This is a genomic window from Thermosulfurimonas sp. F29, from assembly GCF_019688735.1.
Classification (GTDB): domain Bacteria; phylum Desulfobacterota; class Thermodesulfobacteria; order Thermodesulfobacteriales; family Thermodesulfobacteriaceae; genus Thermosulfurimonas_A.
In genome coordinates, this window is the sequence record NZ_JAIFYA010000003.1 from 483,703 (window position 1) to 498,460 (window position 14,758).

The window sequence follows — 14,758 nt, forward strand, 5'->3', positions numbered from 1 at the left end:
TGTTATACTATTTGAGGATGGAAAGGAAGGGTATCCGGCAATTGAGCGTCCTTTTCAAGATCCTGGGGGACGAAAATCGTCTCCGCATCCTTCACGAGTTGCGCGAAAAGGAGGCTTCCGTTGGGGAGCTGGTAAACCGCCTGGAAATATCGCAACCCCTGGTCTCCCATCATCTACGGGAGCTGAAACTGGCCGGTCTGGTCACCAGCCGCAAATCGGGGCCTTATGTGTTTTACCGGTTGAGTAAACCCCGGGTCTTTGACCTCTTTGCCCTGGCCCAATCCCTCGTGGGGGAGAATCCATGAAACCCGAACTCAAGGAATGCCTAACCGGTCTTTCCCTGGAGGAGATGCAGGAGGTGATCTTTTTTCTCCTTCCCCAGATCTATGCGCTTCTCGACGAGGAGGCTCAACAGAAGTTTTTTCTGAAACTATTCAAAGGTGAAGAGGGACGCGTTCCCTCCATGGTCTATTACTGACTGGCCAAGTGTTTTGACGCGGGCGTGGACCCGCGTTCGGTCTGTCAGGGTATGATTTCTAGGATGGGAGAGGCCGAGAGCCTTCCCGGGGAGGTCCCGGAGAGTCTCAAACTCCTCTTTGAGGAGTGGCTGGACGAGCTCACCGAAGAGGCCCGTCGAGCCCTGGCCCGGAATCCCCGGCTTTCTACCGAGGAGCTCGCCCGGTCCCTCCACCTGCCGCCTGAAGGAGTTAAGTATATCCTGACCCGACTGGAGCACCGTTAACTCAAGGAATCACCGCCGCCCCACCCTTCGGGAAACCCTTCCTGTTAGCTTGACTTTCTGATAAAAATATGTTTATGTATTTATACAAAAACACAGAGGGAGGTGGAGGCCATGAAACTGGGGATCGTTATTACCACCAGGGACCCCGAAAAGGCTTGGAACGCCGTGCGGCTGGCCAACTTTGCCCTGAGGGCCGGGGACGAGGTCAGAGTCTTTCTGATGGGAGAAGGGGTGGAGGCCCCCGAGGTGGATCAGCCCCCATTCAGGGTCAGGGAGCAGTTGGAAGAGTTCCTGGCGGGAGGGGGTGAGATCCTGGCCTGCGGCACCTGTTTGAAGTTGCGGGAAAGGGAAGCAGGGGAACTCTGTCCCCTCTCCACGCTAAAGGACCTCTACGAGGTGATAAGGGATTCGGATCGCGTCGTGACCTTTTAATACTTCTGCGTAAAGGAGGACGCCCATGAAATTCCGAAAAGTTCCGGTGATCCTTTTAGGACTTTTCCTGATTCTCGGAGCGTGGATGGGAAATTCCCGCGCCGGGGAGGGCCGAAAACTGCTTCTGGTCATCACCACCGACGAGGTGGAAACCGTCTGGCAGGCTCTGAGGCTGGCCAATTTCGCCCTCTCTCAGGGAGACGAGGTGCGGATCTATCTTACCGGCAAGGGGGTGAAGACGGTAACCCTGGGCAACGAACCCCTGGATGTGGCCCGTAAGCTCGAAACTTTCCTGGACGACGGCGGTGAGGTGTACGGCTGAAAGAAGGCCCTACGGATGCACGGCGTGCATTCCGACAAAGTCACTCCCGCGGGCCGTAAGGCCTTTTACCAGATGATCCGGGAGAGCGACAAGGTCCTGGTTTACTAAAAGAATTTGGCTGGGGGGCTAGGATTCGAACCTAGACCGGTGGGTCCAGAGCCCACTGTCCTGCCGATTAGACGACCCCCCAGCCGCCAGATTCCAAATATAGCCTATTCTTCCCCCAGGTCAAGGGCCTTCAGGTGCAGGGCCAGGAAGGGTTCGGGGGGCTTTTCCATCTCCCGGGCCAGCGACACCGCAAGCCCCAGGACCTTCCTGAGTCCGGAAAGATCCATCCGGTCAAAGAGAAGCTCGAGCCTCCCCTCCGGAGAAAGGGAAAAGGTGCCGGAGTAGCCTCCCACGGTCACCGGAAGGCTCTCCCCCGGGTGGGGGAAGATCACCTCCCCGGAAAAGTCGGCCTCGAAGTCCCCAGGATGCTCCAGCTCGAAGGTTACCTCCTCAAGACAGGGAGAAAGCCTGGCCTGGTAGCGAAGCTGGTTCAGCAGGGCCTCGGGGTGAGGGATTCGATAGCGGCCCCCGTTCTCGAAAACCGTGAGGAATTCGGTGGGTTTGAGACGCCGGCGCGAGGTGGGATAAGGCAGAATCTCCGAAAGGGCCCTGAGGGTCTCCTCCGAGACCCTGACCTGACGGAACTCCACCAGCCCCGCCTCCGCAATGGCTTCCTTCCAGAAACGATCCCGCTCAAAGTCCCGGCTCTCGTAATCGTATTCGTAATAGACCGCCTTTATCCCCGCCGAGGCGATGAGTTTCAAGCACACATAACAGGGGGCCAGCGTGCAGTATAGCTCCGCCCCCTCCACGGAGATACCGAAGCGGGCGGCCTGAGCGATGGCGTTGGCCTCGGCGTGGGTGGCCCGGCAAAAGTTGTACTTGTCTATGTCCGGGATGCCTTTTTCCCGGCGAAAGCAGTATCCCGGCCCCCGATCCGTACAGTGCCAGGCCCCGGGCATGGGACCGTTGTAACCCGTGGCCAGGATCCTCCGGTCCTTTACGATTATCGCCCCTGAGGGACGGGAATTGCACCCGGAACGCAGGGCCACCATCTTGGCCAGCAGCATGAAGTATTCCGGCCAGGGGGGGCGACTCATTCCAGAAGACGGGGATAGACCGGAAATTCGGCGCAAAGCTCCGCCACCTTTCCCCGGATCTCCCGGAGAAGGCTTTCGTTTCCCGGATTTTTGAGGACGGCCGCCATCCATTCGCCGATCTTTTCCATCTCCGGCTCCCGCATGCCCCGGGTGGTCACCGCCGGCGTCCCGATCCGGATACCGCTGGTAACCCGGGGAGGTCGGGGATCAAAGGGAATGGCGTTCTTGTTCACCGTGATCCCGGCCCGGGAAAGTAACTCCTCCGCCTCGGCCCCGGTAATCCCCTGAGGGGTGAGGTCCACCAGGAGAAGATGGTTGTCCGTGCCACCCGAGACCAGGCGGAATCCCTCGGCGGAAAGCACCTCCGCCAGTCTCCTGGCGTTAGCCACCACCTGCTGCTGATAGGTCTTGAACTCGGGCGAAAGGGCCTCCTTGAAGCACACCGCCTTGGCCGCAATGATGTTCATGTGCGGTCCGCCCTGGATGCCCGGAAAAACGGTCTTGTCGATAAGCCTGGCGTATCTTTCCCGGGCCAGGATAAAACCTCCCCGGGGGCCGCGCAGGGTTTTGTGAGTGGTGGAGGTCACGAAGTCCGCAAAGGGTACGGGCGAGGGATGGATTCCCGCGGCCACCAGCCCGGCGATGTGAGCCATGTCCACCATCAGGTAAGCCCCCACCTCCCGGGCAATCCGGGAGAAGGCCTCGAAATCGATCACCCGTGGATAGGCACTGGCCCCGGCCACGATCATCCGGGGACGATGCTCCAGGGCCAGCCTGCGGACCTCCTCGTAATCTATGGTCTCGGTGTCGCGGGAAACCCCGTAGTGTATGATGCGGTAAAACCTTCCGGAAAAGTTCACCGGGGCCCCGTGGGAGAGGTGTCCCCCGTGCGCCAGGTTCATGGAAAGAATGGTGTCCCCGGGCTCGAGCACCGCGAAGTAAACGGCCATGTTGGCCTGGGTGCCGGAGTGGGGCTGCACATTGGCGTACTCGGCGCCGAAGAGCATCTTGAGGCGCTCCCGGGCCAGTTCCTCCACCCGATCCACATGTTCGCAACCGCCGTAATAACGGGCCCGGGGATAACCCTCCGCGTACTTGTTCATGAGAGGTGACCCCTCGGCCTCCATCACCGCCCGGGAGGCCAGGTTTTCCGAGGCAATCATCTCCAGGCCCGCGGACAGTCTCTCCGCTTCGGCCCGGATCGTGTGCCAGATCTCCGGATCGACCTCTTTCAGGTGTTCATACATTTTTAAGACTCCGTGCGTATTCCTCGATGAGTTCCAGTCGTCGGGCGTGTCGCCCTCCCTCAAAAGGGGTTTCCAGGAAGATCCTTACTATCTCCAGGGCCAGGGCCTCTCCGATCACGCGTCCGCCCATGGTAAGCACATTGGCGTCGTTGTGAAGACGGCACATGCGCGCCGTATAACAGTCGTGGCATAGAGCCGCACGGATCCCCGGAAACCGGTTGGCCAGAATGGTCATCCCCAGGCCGGTGCCGCAGATGAATATCCCCCTTTCGGCCTCTCCGGAAAGGAGTTTCTTGAGCCCTTTGGCCCCGAAAACCGGATAGTCCACCGACTCACAGTTCGAACAGCCCACATCCAGGACCTCGTGCCCGCTGTCCCGAAGAAAGGCCTTGATGCGTTCCTTGAGGTTGAAGCCGGCGTGATCGGAGGCCAGAACGATCCTCATAGGCCTTATTCCTCGCACTTTTTGAAGACCAGAACGGCGTTGGTTCCCCCGAAGCCGAAGGCGTTGGTCATGGCCACCCGCACGGTCATCTTCCGGGCCTCGTTGGGCACATAATCCAGGTCGCAGTCCGGATCGGGCTCTTCGTAATTGATGGTGGGGGGGACCAGATCCTCGGCCACCGCCTTAACCGTGAACACCGCCTCGAGCCCCCCGGCCCCACCGAGAAGGTGCCCGGTCATGGACTTGGTAGAGGAGACGGCCAGCCGATAGGCGTGCTCCCCGAATACCTTCTTGATGGCCCTGGTCTCGGCGGCGTCGTTGAGCGGCGTGCTGGTGCCGTGGGCATTTATGTAGTCCACCTCCTCGGGCCGGAGTCCCGCATCGGCAAGGGCCATTTCCATGCAGCGCACCGCCCCTTCCCCCTCCGGATGGGGAGCGGTCATGTGATGGGCGTCGGCGGTGAGTCCGTAGCCCGCAAGTTCGGCATAGATCCGGGCTCCGCGCTGCTTAGCGTGTTCCAGGGCCTCCAGCACCAGAATACCGCACCCCTCCGCCATAACGAAACCGTCGCGCCGGGCGTCAAAGGGACGGCTCGCCCGTTCCGGTTCGTCGTTCCGGGTGGAAAGGGCCTTCATCACCGCGAATCCGCTTACCGAAAGAGGGGTGATCAGACTTTCCGTGCCCCCGCAGATCATTATGTCGGCGATTCCCTCCCTGATGAGACGAAAGGCCTCGCCGATGGCGTGATTGCCCGCGGCGCAGGCCGTGCACACCGCCGTGTTGGGCCCCCTGGCCCCGAAAAGGATGGCCACCTGACCCGCGGCCATGTTGGGAATGACCATGGGGATGAAAAAGGGCGTCACCCTTCGCCAGCCCCGCTCCCGCAGCACCAAGGTGTACTGCTCCACCACTCCCATGCCGCCCATCCCCACGCCGATAACCACCCCGGCCCGCGGACCCAGGTCCGTTTTCGGGAGCCCGGCGTCGGCCAGAGCCATACGAGCGGCCGCAATGGCATACTGAATGAATACATCCACCCTGGAGACCAGCTTTTTGTCCATGAACTCCTCGGGGCGGAACCCCTTAACCTCCCCGGCAATGCGCACCGGAAGTCCCGAGGCGTCAAACTTGGTAATGGGGCCGATCCCCGATTCCCCGGAAACGGCCTTTCTCCAGCTTTCCTCCACTCCGATCCCCAGCGGGGATATGGCCCCGAGACCGGTAACCACCACCCGTCTTTTCATGTACGAGTCTCCTGACTAGGCTTCCTTGACCCGTTCCTTTACATAATTTAACACATCCCCCACCGTGCGCAGTTTCTCGGCCTCCTCGTCGGAAATCTCCATGCCGAACTCCTCCTCCATGGCCATCACCAGCTCCACCAGATCCAGAGAATCGGCCCCCAGATCGTCCACGAAGGAGGCCTCAGGCTTCACCTGATCCTCGGATACATTCAATTTCTCCGCGATGATCTTGATCACCTTCTCCTCTACGGACATGGGTCACCTCCTTTTCCATGAGAAACTTGGCTTGCTTTTAGCCTATATTTTCAAAATTTCAAGTCTATCGGGCTTCCCGCTTTATCCTTTCTCGCATCCCGGAAAACCCGCCGCCGAACCTTTAAGAATAACCGGAGGAACTCTGGATTTTTCGCTCACCAGAGGCCTCCGTTCACATGGAGGACCGTGCCGGTGATGTAGGAGGCCTTTTCCGAGGCCAGAAAGACCACAGCGTGGGCCACCTCTTCCGGGGTTCCGGCCCGGCCCATGGGCACCCGGGAGAGCAAGGCCTCACGGGCCTTTTCCGGAAGGGCCGCGGTCATGTCGGTCTCGATGAAACCGGGGGCCACCACATTCACGGTGATTCCCCGTCGGGCCACCTCCAGGGCCAGCGACCGGGAAAACCCCACCAGCCCGGCCTTGGAGGCCGCGTAGTTGGTCTGGCCGGGATTGCCGGAAAAGGCCACCACCGAGGAGATGTTTACGATCCGTCCCCAGCGCCGTTTCATCATTCCGGGAAGCACGGCTCTGGTGACCAGAAAGGCCCCCCTGAGGTTCACGGAAAGGACCCGTTCCCAGTCCTCCTCCTTCATGCGCGCAAGAAGCCCGTCCCGGGTGATCCCGGCGTTGTTTACCAGTATCTCGATCCCTCCCAGGGCCTCCTCCACCTCTTTAATCCCGCGGGAGACCTCCTCCGGGTCCGAGACATCGAATTTCACCGGAATCGCCTGTCCCCCCAGCTCCTCGATGGCTTTCACCACCTCCCGGGCCGCCTCCTCGGAGGCGGCGTAGTTCACCGCCACCCTGGCTCCGGCCCGGGCCAATTCCACCGCCACCGCCCGGCCTATACCCCGGGAAGCTCCGGTCACCAGGGCCACCCTGTCCTTAAGTTCCATGGTTGCCCTCCTTGATTCCCCTGATCCTCCGAATGAGAAGGGGGAGTATCCTGGTGGCATCCCCCACCACGGCGATGTCCGCCCGCTTCATAAGCGGAGCTTCCGGATCGGTGTTCACCGCCACCACCACCTCCGCTCCCTCGATTCCCACCGTGTGCTGAAGGGCTCCGGAGATTCCGAAACCGAGGTAAAGTTTGGGAGACACGGTCTCCCCCGAAACCCCGATCATGTGGTCCTCGGAGATCCACCCCAGGTGACAGACCGGTCGCGTGGCTCCCACCGCCGCCCCGAGGAGCTCGGCCAGTTCGAAGAGCCTGGCGAAGTTTTCCCGGTTCTGAAGGCCTCTTCCCCCGGCCACCACCACCCGGGCCCCGGAAAGGGGACTTTCCTTTCTCGGAAGGCGGCGCCGGGCTTTCCGCCGGATAGCGCTTCTCGGTACCGCCGAAAGCTTCACCTCCTCCACCAGGCCCCGGGGTTCGGCCACGGGTTCGGCCCTGGGAAAGACCCCGGGGCGCACGGTGGCCATCTGCGGCCTGGTTCGGGAGACGATCCGGGCCATCACATTCTCGCCGAAGGAGGGCCGGATCTGCACCAGACGGCCCTCCTCGTCCACCTCAAAGTCGGTGCAGTGAGCCGTGAGCCCCAGTTCCAGAAGTCCGGCCAGCCGCGGGGCCAGGGCCTGCCCCTCCGCGGTGGCGCCGAAAAGAAAAACCGCGGGAGTCCTCTCCCTTACGGCCTCGGCGAGCACGGCGGCGTAAACATCGTCGCGAAAGTAGGAAAGCTCCGGGTGAACCAGACACAGCACCTCGTCCACCCCGTAGGCCAGAAGGGTCTCCGCCTGTTCGCGCCGATCCTCGGCCCCCAGTACCACCACCGTCACCCTCTCCCCCAGCCGGGGAGCCAGCCTGCGGGCCACGGAGAGAAGCTCGTACACCACCGGATGGAAATCCTCCTCCTGCCACTGACCGTAAATCCAGAATCCACCCATAGCGACCTCCTAAATGAGTCCCCGGCTCGCCAGAAGGGACACCAGTTCCTCAACCACCTCTTCGGGTTCTCCCGAAAGCACCACCCGTTCCTTTTCGTAGGAGGGAGCGAAGACCCCGAGCACCCGGGTGGGAGAACCGGAGAGCCCCAGTTTTTCCGGATCACACCGGAGATCCTCCGCGGAAAGGACCCGGGGTTCGAGATTTCTCCCCCCAAGGAGTCTTTTAAGGGAGGGCGGTCGGGGCTGGTTCGCTTCCGGTTCCACGGTGAGGACCGCCGGACCGCTCCATTCGAGGTCCTCCTCAAAACCGTCGGTGATCCGCGTGGCCACCCAGCGTTCACCCTCCCGGCGCAAATCCCGGATCTGGACGATGCTCGGGACCCCGAGCCAGGCCCCGGTTTCCGGCCCCACCTGGGCGGTCTCTCCGTCTATGGAGGCCTTCCCCATGAGCACCAGGTCGAAGGGCTCGAGCCTGAGGATGGCCCGGGAAAGGATGTAGCTGGTGGCCAGGGTGTCCGAGCCGGCAAAGGCCCGGTCCGAAAGAAGGACCATCTCGTCCGCTCCCAGGGCGTAGGCCTCCCGGAGGAGGGGGGCCGCATTCGGAGGGCCCATCATCAGGGCGGTCACCTTCCCCCCGTGTTTTTCCTTAAGTTGAACCGCCATCTCCAGGGCGTAGAGATCCGGAGGGTTCAGCAACAGTTCCGCGCTTTCCCTCTTGAGAGTCTGGGTTTCGGGATCCACCTTGACGGTTCCCGGTTTGGGTACGGGCTTCATACACACTATGAGATGCATGGTTCCCCCTAATCCCTGTAGTGTTTAAGCAGTTCTCTGGCGATTACATTGCGCTGGATCTCGTTGGTGCCCTCGTAAATCTGGAGGCACTTGGCGTCCCGCATGAGCTTTTCCGCCCCGTAGTCGCGCATGTAGCCGTAGCCTCCCATCATTTGCACCGCCCGTTCGGTCACCCACATGGCCACATCGGTGGCGAAGGCCTTGGCCATGGCCGAGGGGCCGGAGATTTCCCTGATCCCGGCGTCGATGTTGCGGGCGGTCTGATAAACCAGGGAGCGGGCCGCCTCGATGCGGGCGGCCATCTCGGCAAAGGTGTGACTTACGGCCTGAAAGTGATAGACCGGCTGACCGAACTGAACCCGATGCCGGGCATGCCTCAGGGCCAGTTCCATGGCTCCCTGTGCCAGTCCCACGGCCTGAGCCCCCACCCCCACCCGGGCGTAATCCAGGGTCCTGAGGGCCACGATGTAGCCGAATCCCTCCTTGCCCAGCAGTCTCTCCCTAGGAATCCGGCAATTGGTGAAAAAGAGCTCCGTGGTAACCGAGGCCCGAAGCCCCATCTTCTTTTCCTTCCGGCCCACCGCAAAACCGGGATCTCCCTTCTCCACGATGAAGGCACTGGCTCCGCGGGTGCCCTTTCGGGGATCCGTGAGGGCGATCACGATGTAGATGTCGGCGATACCCCCGTTGGTGATCCACTGTTTGATCCCGTTGAGCACATAGTAATCTCCGTCCCGTTCGGCCCTGGTCTGAATGGCCGCGGCGTCGCTTCCGGCCTGGGGTTCCGTAAGGGCAAAGGCACAGAGCTTGCGCCCCCGGGCCACCTCCGGAAGATACCGCTCCTTCTGGGCCTTGGAACCGAAAAGAAGAATGGGGTAGGCCCCCAGAAAGCTTGCCGCGTAGGTGGTGGCCACCCCGGGACAGTATCTGGAGAGGTGCTCCATGGCCAGACAGAGCCGAAAACTGCCCCACCCCAGACCCCCGTATTCCTCGGGAATAATGAGTCCGAAGAGATCGGCTTTGGCCAGGGCCTCGATGGGGCGGGGATCGTAGATTTCCTCCTCGTCCCAGCGGAGGGCGAAGGGAGCGATGTAGTCGCGCCCGATGCGATCGATCAGGTCCACCAGGATCTTTTCCTCCTCCGAGAGAAAATAAGAAAGCATATCGGCCTCCTCTTGCGAACCTGCGCCTTAATACCATATAAGAAATTATGGACTTTTTGAAGATCACCTTCCCCGTTTCCGGAGTGGAAACCTGGGTCTTTCTACCACCTCTAATCACCTTTTTTCTCGCCTTTTTTGGGGTCATGGGGGGAATAACCGGAGCCTTTTTGCTTCTTCCCGTTCAATTTTCCATCCTGCATTATACCTCTCCCGGGGTCTCGGCCACCAACCTCTTATACAACCTGTTTACCATCCCTCCGGCCTTATGGCGTTACTGGAAGGAGGATCGATTAAATGTACCGCTGAGTTTGATCATGATCGGCGGTGTGGTGCCCGGAATGTTCCTGGGCTACCTCCTGCGGATTCATTTTCTGGCCTCGCCGAAGAGATTCCGCTTCCTGGTGGGGTTCGTTCTTCTCTACCTGTCTTTCAGGGTCTTTCGAAGTCTGGGCCGGCGGGGGTCGCCTCTTGCCTCGGGGAATTCTTTCAGGGTGGAGATCGTCTCTGCGGGATGGAGGCATATCTATTTCCGTTTTGGCGGAAGGGAATACGGAATATCCGTACCCCTGGTGGCCACGGTAAGTACGGTAGTGGGGATTGTAGGAGGGGCTTACGGGATCGGCGGAGGGGCCATCCTGGCCCCCTTCCTGGTTTCCATCCTGGGTCTTCCCGTACACGCGGTATCCGGGACCACCCTGGCCACCACCCTGACGGCCTCTATTTTCGGCATCGTGTTTTACACTTTTGGCCCCGGAGCCGGGGCGGCTACCCGTCCCGACCCCCTACTGGCCGCTCTTTTTGGAGCGGGGGGTCTCCTGGGGGCTTACTGGGGCGCCAGGTTGCAAAAACGCATTCCGGAACGCCCCATTAAGTGGGGACTCTTTTTTGCCACGGCGGCGGCCTCCCTCAAATATCTGGTAGGCTACTTTATTTTCCACCGTTAAGGGTTTAAAATTGGGGATTGGCTGCCGGGTCCTGCGCGACGGATCCCGGTGAACCCCGCCAGGCCCGAAAGGGAGCAACGGTAGCCGGGCTCTCCGGGTGCCGCAGGGGTGCCCGGCAGCCGTGGAGCGGAAGCGCCAGGGGCCTGGTGGCCCCCCCGGGCTTCAAACCCGGTGCGCCGTCGGAAACGGCGGCGGGTGGGTTCGATTCCCATGCGCTTCCGCCATTTTTGATATGATTTTGCGAGAAAATTGGAGAAATCGTGAGATCGATATGGGCACCACTTGGGCACCAGACGGGCCCCGTGGGCACCGTCACTCAGGGTAATTTTGTATAAACCTTCATTAAAGCCCGAAACATCTTTCCGTGGTTGGGATAACGCAGGTGCAAAAGCTCATGCACGATAACATAAGTCCGGAAGTCCTCCGGTTGAGAGAGAAGATCATAAGAGAAAGTGAGTCTTCCCTTGCTTGAACAGCTGGCCCACTTCCTGCGCATCCTGCGCACATGAATCTCTTTCGGAGAAACTCCCACCTTTTCAGCCCAGCGACGAACCTCTTTTTTGAATTCGGCAATGTCCATCATGCCCCAATAACCCTGAGAGACTTTATGATCTTTTCCTTGGTAAGTTCCGCAGCCCTGCGGGCATCAAGGCCGCCCTCTTTGATCAAAATTCGATTGAGTTCGATCTTGAGCTTCCGTTCCTGTTCTTCGCTGGTCTGCCAGTGCGGATATCTTTCAAAGGCTTCCACGGTGCTTCTTGCCACCCTCTCAGCATCCTTGATTTCGGGCTTGAGAAGCCAGTAAATAGCAAAAATCTCTTTCCTCATGCCTTTTTCGGCCATCTCGGCCCGGGCCTGGTTGATCTCCTCAATGATCTTTTTCAGCTCTTCAAGAATTTCTTCGGCGCTTTTCAGTCTCTCGCGAAATTGTCTGGCCAGGGCTTCGGCCTTCTCCCCAATAGAGACCAAAAAGGGGTTGATTTTGACCTCTTTAGAAATGAGATTTTCAATGCTGCGTAAAAGGTTGAATACCTTCAAGGTAAGGCCTTAAGAAAGCATCCGGGGAAAGGATTTCGTAAAGGTTGGAGAGTTCCCGGTAAAACTCGTAAAACTCATGCCTTGGGGCGTCCGCAAGAAAATACTGCAGCACCGCTTCCACGGCCTTGTCCGGAGGTTCCCTGGAAACGAGCGAAAGATATTCCGCAGCCGGCCCTTCCATAAGTTCCCGGAAACGCTCCTTAAGTTTTTCTATGTCTTCCACCACGCCTTCGATGTCGCCTGAGTCAAAGGCCAGGGCCTTTTTGAGGTTGTCGAATATGCCCACAAAGTCGATGATGAGGCCGCAGGGTTTGGCCCGGCCCGCCTCATCCTCATAAGGTCGGTTCACGCGGGCGATGGCCTGAAGAAGCACATGGTCCCGCATGGGTTTGTCAAGATACATGGCGTAAAGGATGGGGGCGTCGAAGCCGGTGAGAAGCTTGTTGGTCACTATGAGGATCTTGGGGAGCTTCTCCGGGTCGCGAAAGGCCTTCCGCAGTCGCTTTTCTTCCTCTTCCGCAAGGTGATATTTCTTGAGATGCGGAGGGTCGTTGTGAAAGGGGCTGAAGACCACCGCCGAGTATTCCGGCGGCAACAACCTGTCCAGGGCCTCCTTGTAGAAGGTGCAGGCCTCTCGATCCACCGCTACGAGGAAAGCCTTGTATCCCAGCGGCTCCACATAATTCCGAAAATGGTCCACCACATAGCGGGCCACCTTTTCCACCCGCTCCGGGCTTTTGAGCATGTTCTTTAGGGTAACCGCCTTATCAAGTATCCTGTCGAGCACCTCCGGGTCGCTCACTCCTTCGGCCTCGGAAAGCGAAAGGAACTCCCGGTCGAGCACCTCTTTGTCCGGCTTGAGTTCCCCGGGAGCGATGCTGTAGTGGAGCTTTACGGTGGTGCCGTCCTCGATGGATTCGGCAATGCCGTATTTGTCGAGGTAGCCGTAAGGGGAGTCGTCAATGCCGAAGGTGATGAAGGTGCCCTTGCCGTGGGCGGATTTGTCAATGGGGGTGCCGGTAAAGCCGAAGAAAGTGGCGTTCGGAAGGGCTCCCATGAGATAATTTCCGAGTTTTCCGCCGGTGGTGCGGTGGGCCTCATCCACCAGCACGAAGATGTTCCGCCTAGTGTTTATGGCCTCGGGCATCCCTTCAAACTTCTGAATGGTGGAGACGATAAGCCCTCGGTGGTCGCTCGCCAGAAGCTCCTGAAGGTGTCTTTTGGATTTCGCAACCTCAACTTTCAAGCCCACCGAGGCCAGATTCCCGAAAAGCTGCTGTTCGAGTTCGTTTCGGTCAACCAGCATGATTACGGTGGGGTTCTCAAAGAGCGGGTTTTCCAGGATGAGTTTGGCCGAAACGATCATGGTGTAGGTTTTGCCGCTTCCCTGGGTGTGCCAGATGAGGCCGCGGTGTTTCTTTGAGTCCTCCGCCCGGGAAAGAATTTTCCGCACCGCCCGTATCTGATGCGGCCTCAAAACCACCTTTTTAAGCTCCTCATCCCGGCGAGTGAAAAGGATGTAATAAAGAAGAATCTCTACGATGTGTCTCCGGTCAAAAAAGGCCTTAACCTGGATCTCAAAGTCGGCGTCTTTCGTCTCGGTGCGCCAGTTGAGAAGGGCCTTGCCGGAAAGGTTCCAGGTCGCGGCGTAGTAAAAGCGAATGATATGCGTCAGGGTGTAGACCTGAAGCAGGGTCAGGGCCTCGGGAGTTTCCCGGTGGTAGCGGCGCACCTGATCCAGGGCCTCACCTATGCCTTCGATCTTGTGCGCGGCCTTGGTCTCCACAAAGAGAACCGGGAAACCGTTTATGAGAAAGACCACATCATAACGGTTCCGGTGGTAATCGTTGGAAAAAGCCCACTCGTCGGTCACATGAAAGGTGTTGCGGGCGAGATTGTCTTCGTCCACAAAGCGAACATTCCGTTCCCGTCTCTCCTGGGGAACGAAAACGGTCTTGAGTCTCTTGAAATACTCCCAGGCGACAAGGTTCCCCTCGATGCCCGGCGGAAGCTTTTCAAGCTTCTTTACGAGGTTGTCGGCGTAATGGGGTTCAAAGAAGCCGTTGTTGAGTTTTACCAATTGCTCGCAAAAGATCTCGCTGAAGATAAGCCCGCGCTCTCCCCCGCGGAGCCTCAGGGCCTCTTTCGGCGGAACATATTCCCAGCCGACCTCTCCGGCGTATCTTATGAGAGCGTCCTGGACGGCCTTTCTTTCCGAGCCTAAAGGCATTGAGTTTAATCCTTAATAAACTACGAACATTTGCGCTTCAATTTCTCGTCAAAGGTTAAAATTTTTCCTTTTTGTTTTCGAGCTTTTATGCACAGAAAACAATCAAGCAAACTGAGCCCTTTAGATTCAAGAAATAAGTTGAAAGCTTCGAGCAACAGACTCTTATCTCGGTTGAGCACACCTTTGTAAAGCAGGAGATCTTTCAGCGCTTCCGCGGCTTCTCCAGTGGGAATACCGTAGGTCTTGGTAAGCACATAAAAGGTCTCTAAGAAAACTTCCGAGAGGATAACGGCTTTTTGACGGCCTTGTTTTAAAGCTTCAAAGAAAGGGCGAATTTCCTGGTATTGTTCCTCAACATCGGCCAGAAGGTAACGCAAAAGGACATTGGTGTCAGGGAATATTACGGTACTCATCCGCTACTTTTTGCCAGGCGATCTCGCGCTCTTTCTCATGGGAAAGGGGCTTCTTGACATATTTTTTGAATATTCCGCCCACATCCCTAACTGGTTCAAGGACGATCTTCCCTTCTATCACTCTGAAGCGCACCACATTCGTACCTAGAAGCTCCCGTATCTTTTTGGGAATGGTAACCTGCCCTTTGGAAGTGATCTTTACCAGCGCTTCCATGCCTTACTCCGAATTGAAATTCTTACTTTTAATTTTAACCCTTATCTTACCCGTCATCAAATGGTGGAGCATGGTTTTGAAAAAGGCCTGAAGGGCCTCTTTCTTTTTCTCTTCAACCTCAATTTTGTCGTCCACGGCCTTGAGGATCTGGGCGATTTTTTGCTGAATGGGGAGTGGGGGGAGGGGGATAGAAAAATTAGCAAGTCGGCTTCGAGATAAATTAGGAATCGTCGTTTTATTTTCAA

General features: G+C 58.4%; 21 protein-coding genes, 2 tRNA genes and 1 other RNA gene. 8 read left to right on the plus strand and 16 right to left on the minus strand.

From position 1 onward, the window contains the following. The first annotated feature begins 17 nt into the window (after positions 1-17). The 5 genes from K3767_RS10850 to K3767_RS10870 all read left to right on the plus strand — a co-directional run bounded on the left by K3767_RS10850 (position 18) and on the right by K3767_RS10870 (position 1,496). The gene (locus tag K3767_RS10850; RefSeq protein WP_221173599.1) at positions 18-305 is read left to right on the plus strand and encodes a helix-turn-helix transcriptional regulator; all 288 of its coding nucleotides are present in this window, start codon (positions 18-20) and stop codon (positions 303-305) included. After that, positions 302-478, plus strand: a complete 177-nt coding sequence (locus K3767_RS10855) for a hypothetical protein (protein ID WP_221173600.1) — start codon at positions 302-304, stop codon at positions 476-478. Before K3767_RS10850 ends, K3767_RS10855 begins: the two co-directional genes overlap by 4 nt. A gap of 63 nt (positions 479-541) precedes the next feature. After that, entirely contained in the window at positions 542-742 is a 201-nt protein-coding gene (locus K3767_RS10860; protein WP_221173601.1) for a winged helix-turn-helix domain-containing protein, read from the plus strand. A gap of 111 nt (positions 743-853) precedes the next feature. Further along, the gene (locus tag K3767_RS10865; protein WP_221173602.1) at positions 854-1,174 is read left to right on the plus strand and encodes a DsrE family protein; all 321 of its coding nucleotides are present in this window, start codon (positions 854-856) and stop codon (positions 1,172-1,174) included. A gap of 25 nt (positions 1,175-1,199) precedes the next feature. Further along, entirely contained in the window at positions 1,200-1,496 is a 297-nt protein-coding gene (locus K3767_RS10870) for a hypothetical protein (protein WP_221173603.1), read from the plus strand. A 115-nt stretch (positions 1,497-1,611) separates the two neighbouring features. Here the strand turns inward: K3767_RS10870 and K3767_RS10875 are convergent. The 10 genes from K3767_RS10875 to K3767_RS10920 form a co-directional block, all read right to left on the minus strand. Next, a tRNA-Gln gene (locus K3767_RS10875) sits at positions 1,612-1,686 on the minus strand. Positions 1,687-1,708: 22 nt separating this feature from the next. Then, positions 1,709-2,680 (minus strand): deaminase, encoded by a 972-nt coding sequence (locus K3767_RS12165; protein ID WP_255592401.1) that lies wholly within the window; start codon positions 2,678-2,680, stop codon positions 1,709-1,711. Continuing rightward, positions 2,641-3,891 carry a serine hydroxymethyltransferase gene (gene glyA / locus K3767_RS10885; protein ID WP_221173604.1) on the minus strand — a complete coding sequence of 417 codons (1,251 nt, stop codon included), beginning with the start codon at positions 3,889-3,891 and terminating at the stop codon, positions 2,641-2,643. The genes K3767_RS12165 and glyA overlap by 40 nt, the downstream gene beginning before the upstream one ends. Continuing rightward, on the minus strand, positions 3,884-4,336 hold the full coding sequence (rpiB, locus tag K3767_RS10890) for a ribose 5-phosphate isomerase B (protein ID WP_221173605.1): 453 nt from the start codon (positions 4,334-4,336) through the stop codon (positions 3,884-3,886). The genes glyA and rpiB overlap by 8 nt, the downstream gene beginning before the upstream one ends. Before the next feature lie 5 nt (positions 4,337-4,341). Next, entirely contained in the window at positions 4,342-5,580 is a 1,239-nt protein-coding gene (gene fabF, locus K3767_RS10895; protein WP_221173606.1) for a beta-ketoacyl-ACP synthase II, read from the minus strand. Positions 5,581-5,595: 15 nt separating this feature from the next. Further along, positions 5,596-5,835: an acyl carrier protein gene (gene acpP / locus K3767_RS10900; protein WP_221173607.1), complete on the minus strand. Its 240-nt coding sequence runs from the start codon at positions 5,833-5,835 to the stop codon at positions 5,596-5,598. A gap of 155 nt (positions 5,836-5,990) precedes the next feature. Next, the gene (gene fabG, locus K3767_RS10905) at positions 5,991-6,731 is read right to left on the minus strand and encodes a 3-oxoacyl-[acyl-carrier-protein] reductase (protein ID WP_221173608.1); all 741 of its coding nucleotides are present in this window, start codon (positions 6,729-6,731) and stop codon (positions 5,991-5,993) included. Next, positions 6,721-7,719, minus strand: coding sequence for an electron transfer flavoprotein subunit alpha/FixB family protein (locus tag K3767_RS10910; protein WP_221173609.1), 999 nt, complete (start codon positions 7,717-7,719; stop codon positions 6,721-6,723). Before K3767_RS10910 ends, fabG begins: the two co-directional genes overlap by 11 nt. Positions 7,720-7,728: 9 nt before the next feature. Further along, positions 7,729-8,511 (minus strand): electron transfer flavoprotein subunit beta/FixA family protein, encoded by a 783-nt coding sequence (locus tag K3767_RS10915; RefSeq protein ID WP_221173610.1) that lies wholly within the window; start codon positions 8,509-8,511, stop codon positions 7,729-7,731. 8 nt (positions 8,512-8,519) lie between these two features. Then, on the minus strand, positions 8,520-9,674 hold the full coding sequence (locus K3767_RS10920; RefSeq protein ID WP_221173611.1) for an acyl-CoA dehydrogenase family protein: 1,155 nt from the start codon (positions 9,672-9,674) through the stop codon (positions 8,520-8,522). A 47-nt stretch (positions 9,675-9,721) separates the two neighbouring features. Here K3767_RS10920 and K3767_RS10925 point away from each other — a divergent pair, with 47 nt between their 5' ends. From K3767_RS10925 to K3767_RS10935, 3 genes are all read left to right on the plus strand, one after another. After that, the gene (locus K3767_RS10925; protein ID WP_221173612.1) at positions 9,722-10,618 is read left to right on the plus strand and encodes a sulfite exporter TauE/SafE family protein; all 897 of its coding nucleotides are present in this window, start codon (positions 9,722-9,724) and stop codon (positions 10,616-10,618) included. A gap of 22 nt (positions 10,619-10,640) precedes the next feature. Next, positions 10,641-10,739: signal recognition particle sRNA small type (ffs, locus tag K3767_RS10930), an RNA gene on the plus strand. A gap of 7 nt (positions 10,740-10,746) precedes the next feature. Beyond that, positions 10,747-10,842 (plus strand) — tRNA-Sec (locus K3767_RS10935). A gap of 92 nt (positions 10,843-10,934) precedes the next feature. Here the strand turns inward: K3767_RS10935 and K3767_RS10940 are convergent. From K3767_RS10940 to K3767_RS10965, 6 genes are all read right to left on the minus strand, one after another. After that, a complete protein-coding gene (locus K3767_RS10940) occupies positions 10,935-11,201 on the minus strand; it encodes a M48 family metallopeptidase (RefSeq protein WP_221173613.1) in 267 nt (88 codons plus the stop codon). Beyond that, positions 11,198-11,656 (minus strand): hypothetical protein, encoded by a 459-nt coding sequence (locus tag K3767_RS10945; RefSeq protein WP_221173614.1) that lies wholly within the window; start codon positions 11,654-11,656, stop codon positions 11,198-11,200. The genes K3767_RS10940 and K3767_RS10945 overlap by 4 nt, the downstream gene beginning before the upstream one ends. Then, a complete protein-coding gene (locus K3767_RS10950; RefSeq protein WP_221173615.1) occupies positions 11,625-13,886 on the minus strand; it encodes a type I restriction endonuclease subunit R in 2,262 nt (753 codons plus the stop codon). Before K3767_RS10950 ends, K3767_RS10945 begins: the two co-directional genes overlap by 32 nt. A gap of 20 nt (positions 13,887-13,906) precedes the next feature. Then, positions 13,907-14,299, minus strand: a complete 393-nt coding sequence (locus K3767_RS10955) for a PIN domain-containing protein (protein WP_221173616.1) — start codon at positions 14,297-14,299, stop codon at positions 13,907-13,909. Further along, complete coding sequence (locus K3767_RS10960; protein WP_221173617.1) at positions 14,277-14,513, minus strand: AbrB/MazE/SpoVT family DNA-binding domain-containing protein; 237 nt, start codon at positions 14,511-14,513, stop codon at positions 14,277-14,279. Before K3767_RS10960 ends, K3767_RS10955 begins: the two co-directional genes overlap by 23 nt. Positions 14,514-14,516: 3 nt before the next feature. Beyond that, the coding region (locus tag K3767_RS10965; protein WP_221173618.1) for a restriction endonuclease subunit S at positions 14,517-14,758 on the minus strand (242 nt) is incomplete at its 5' end.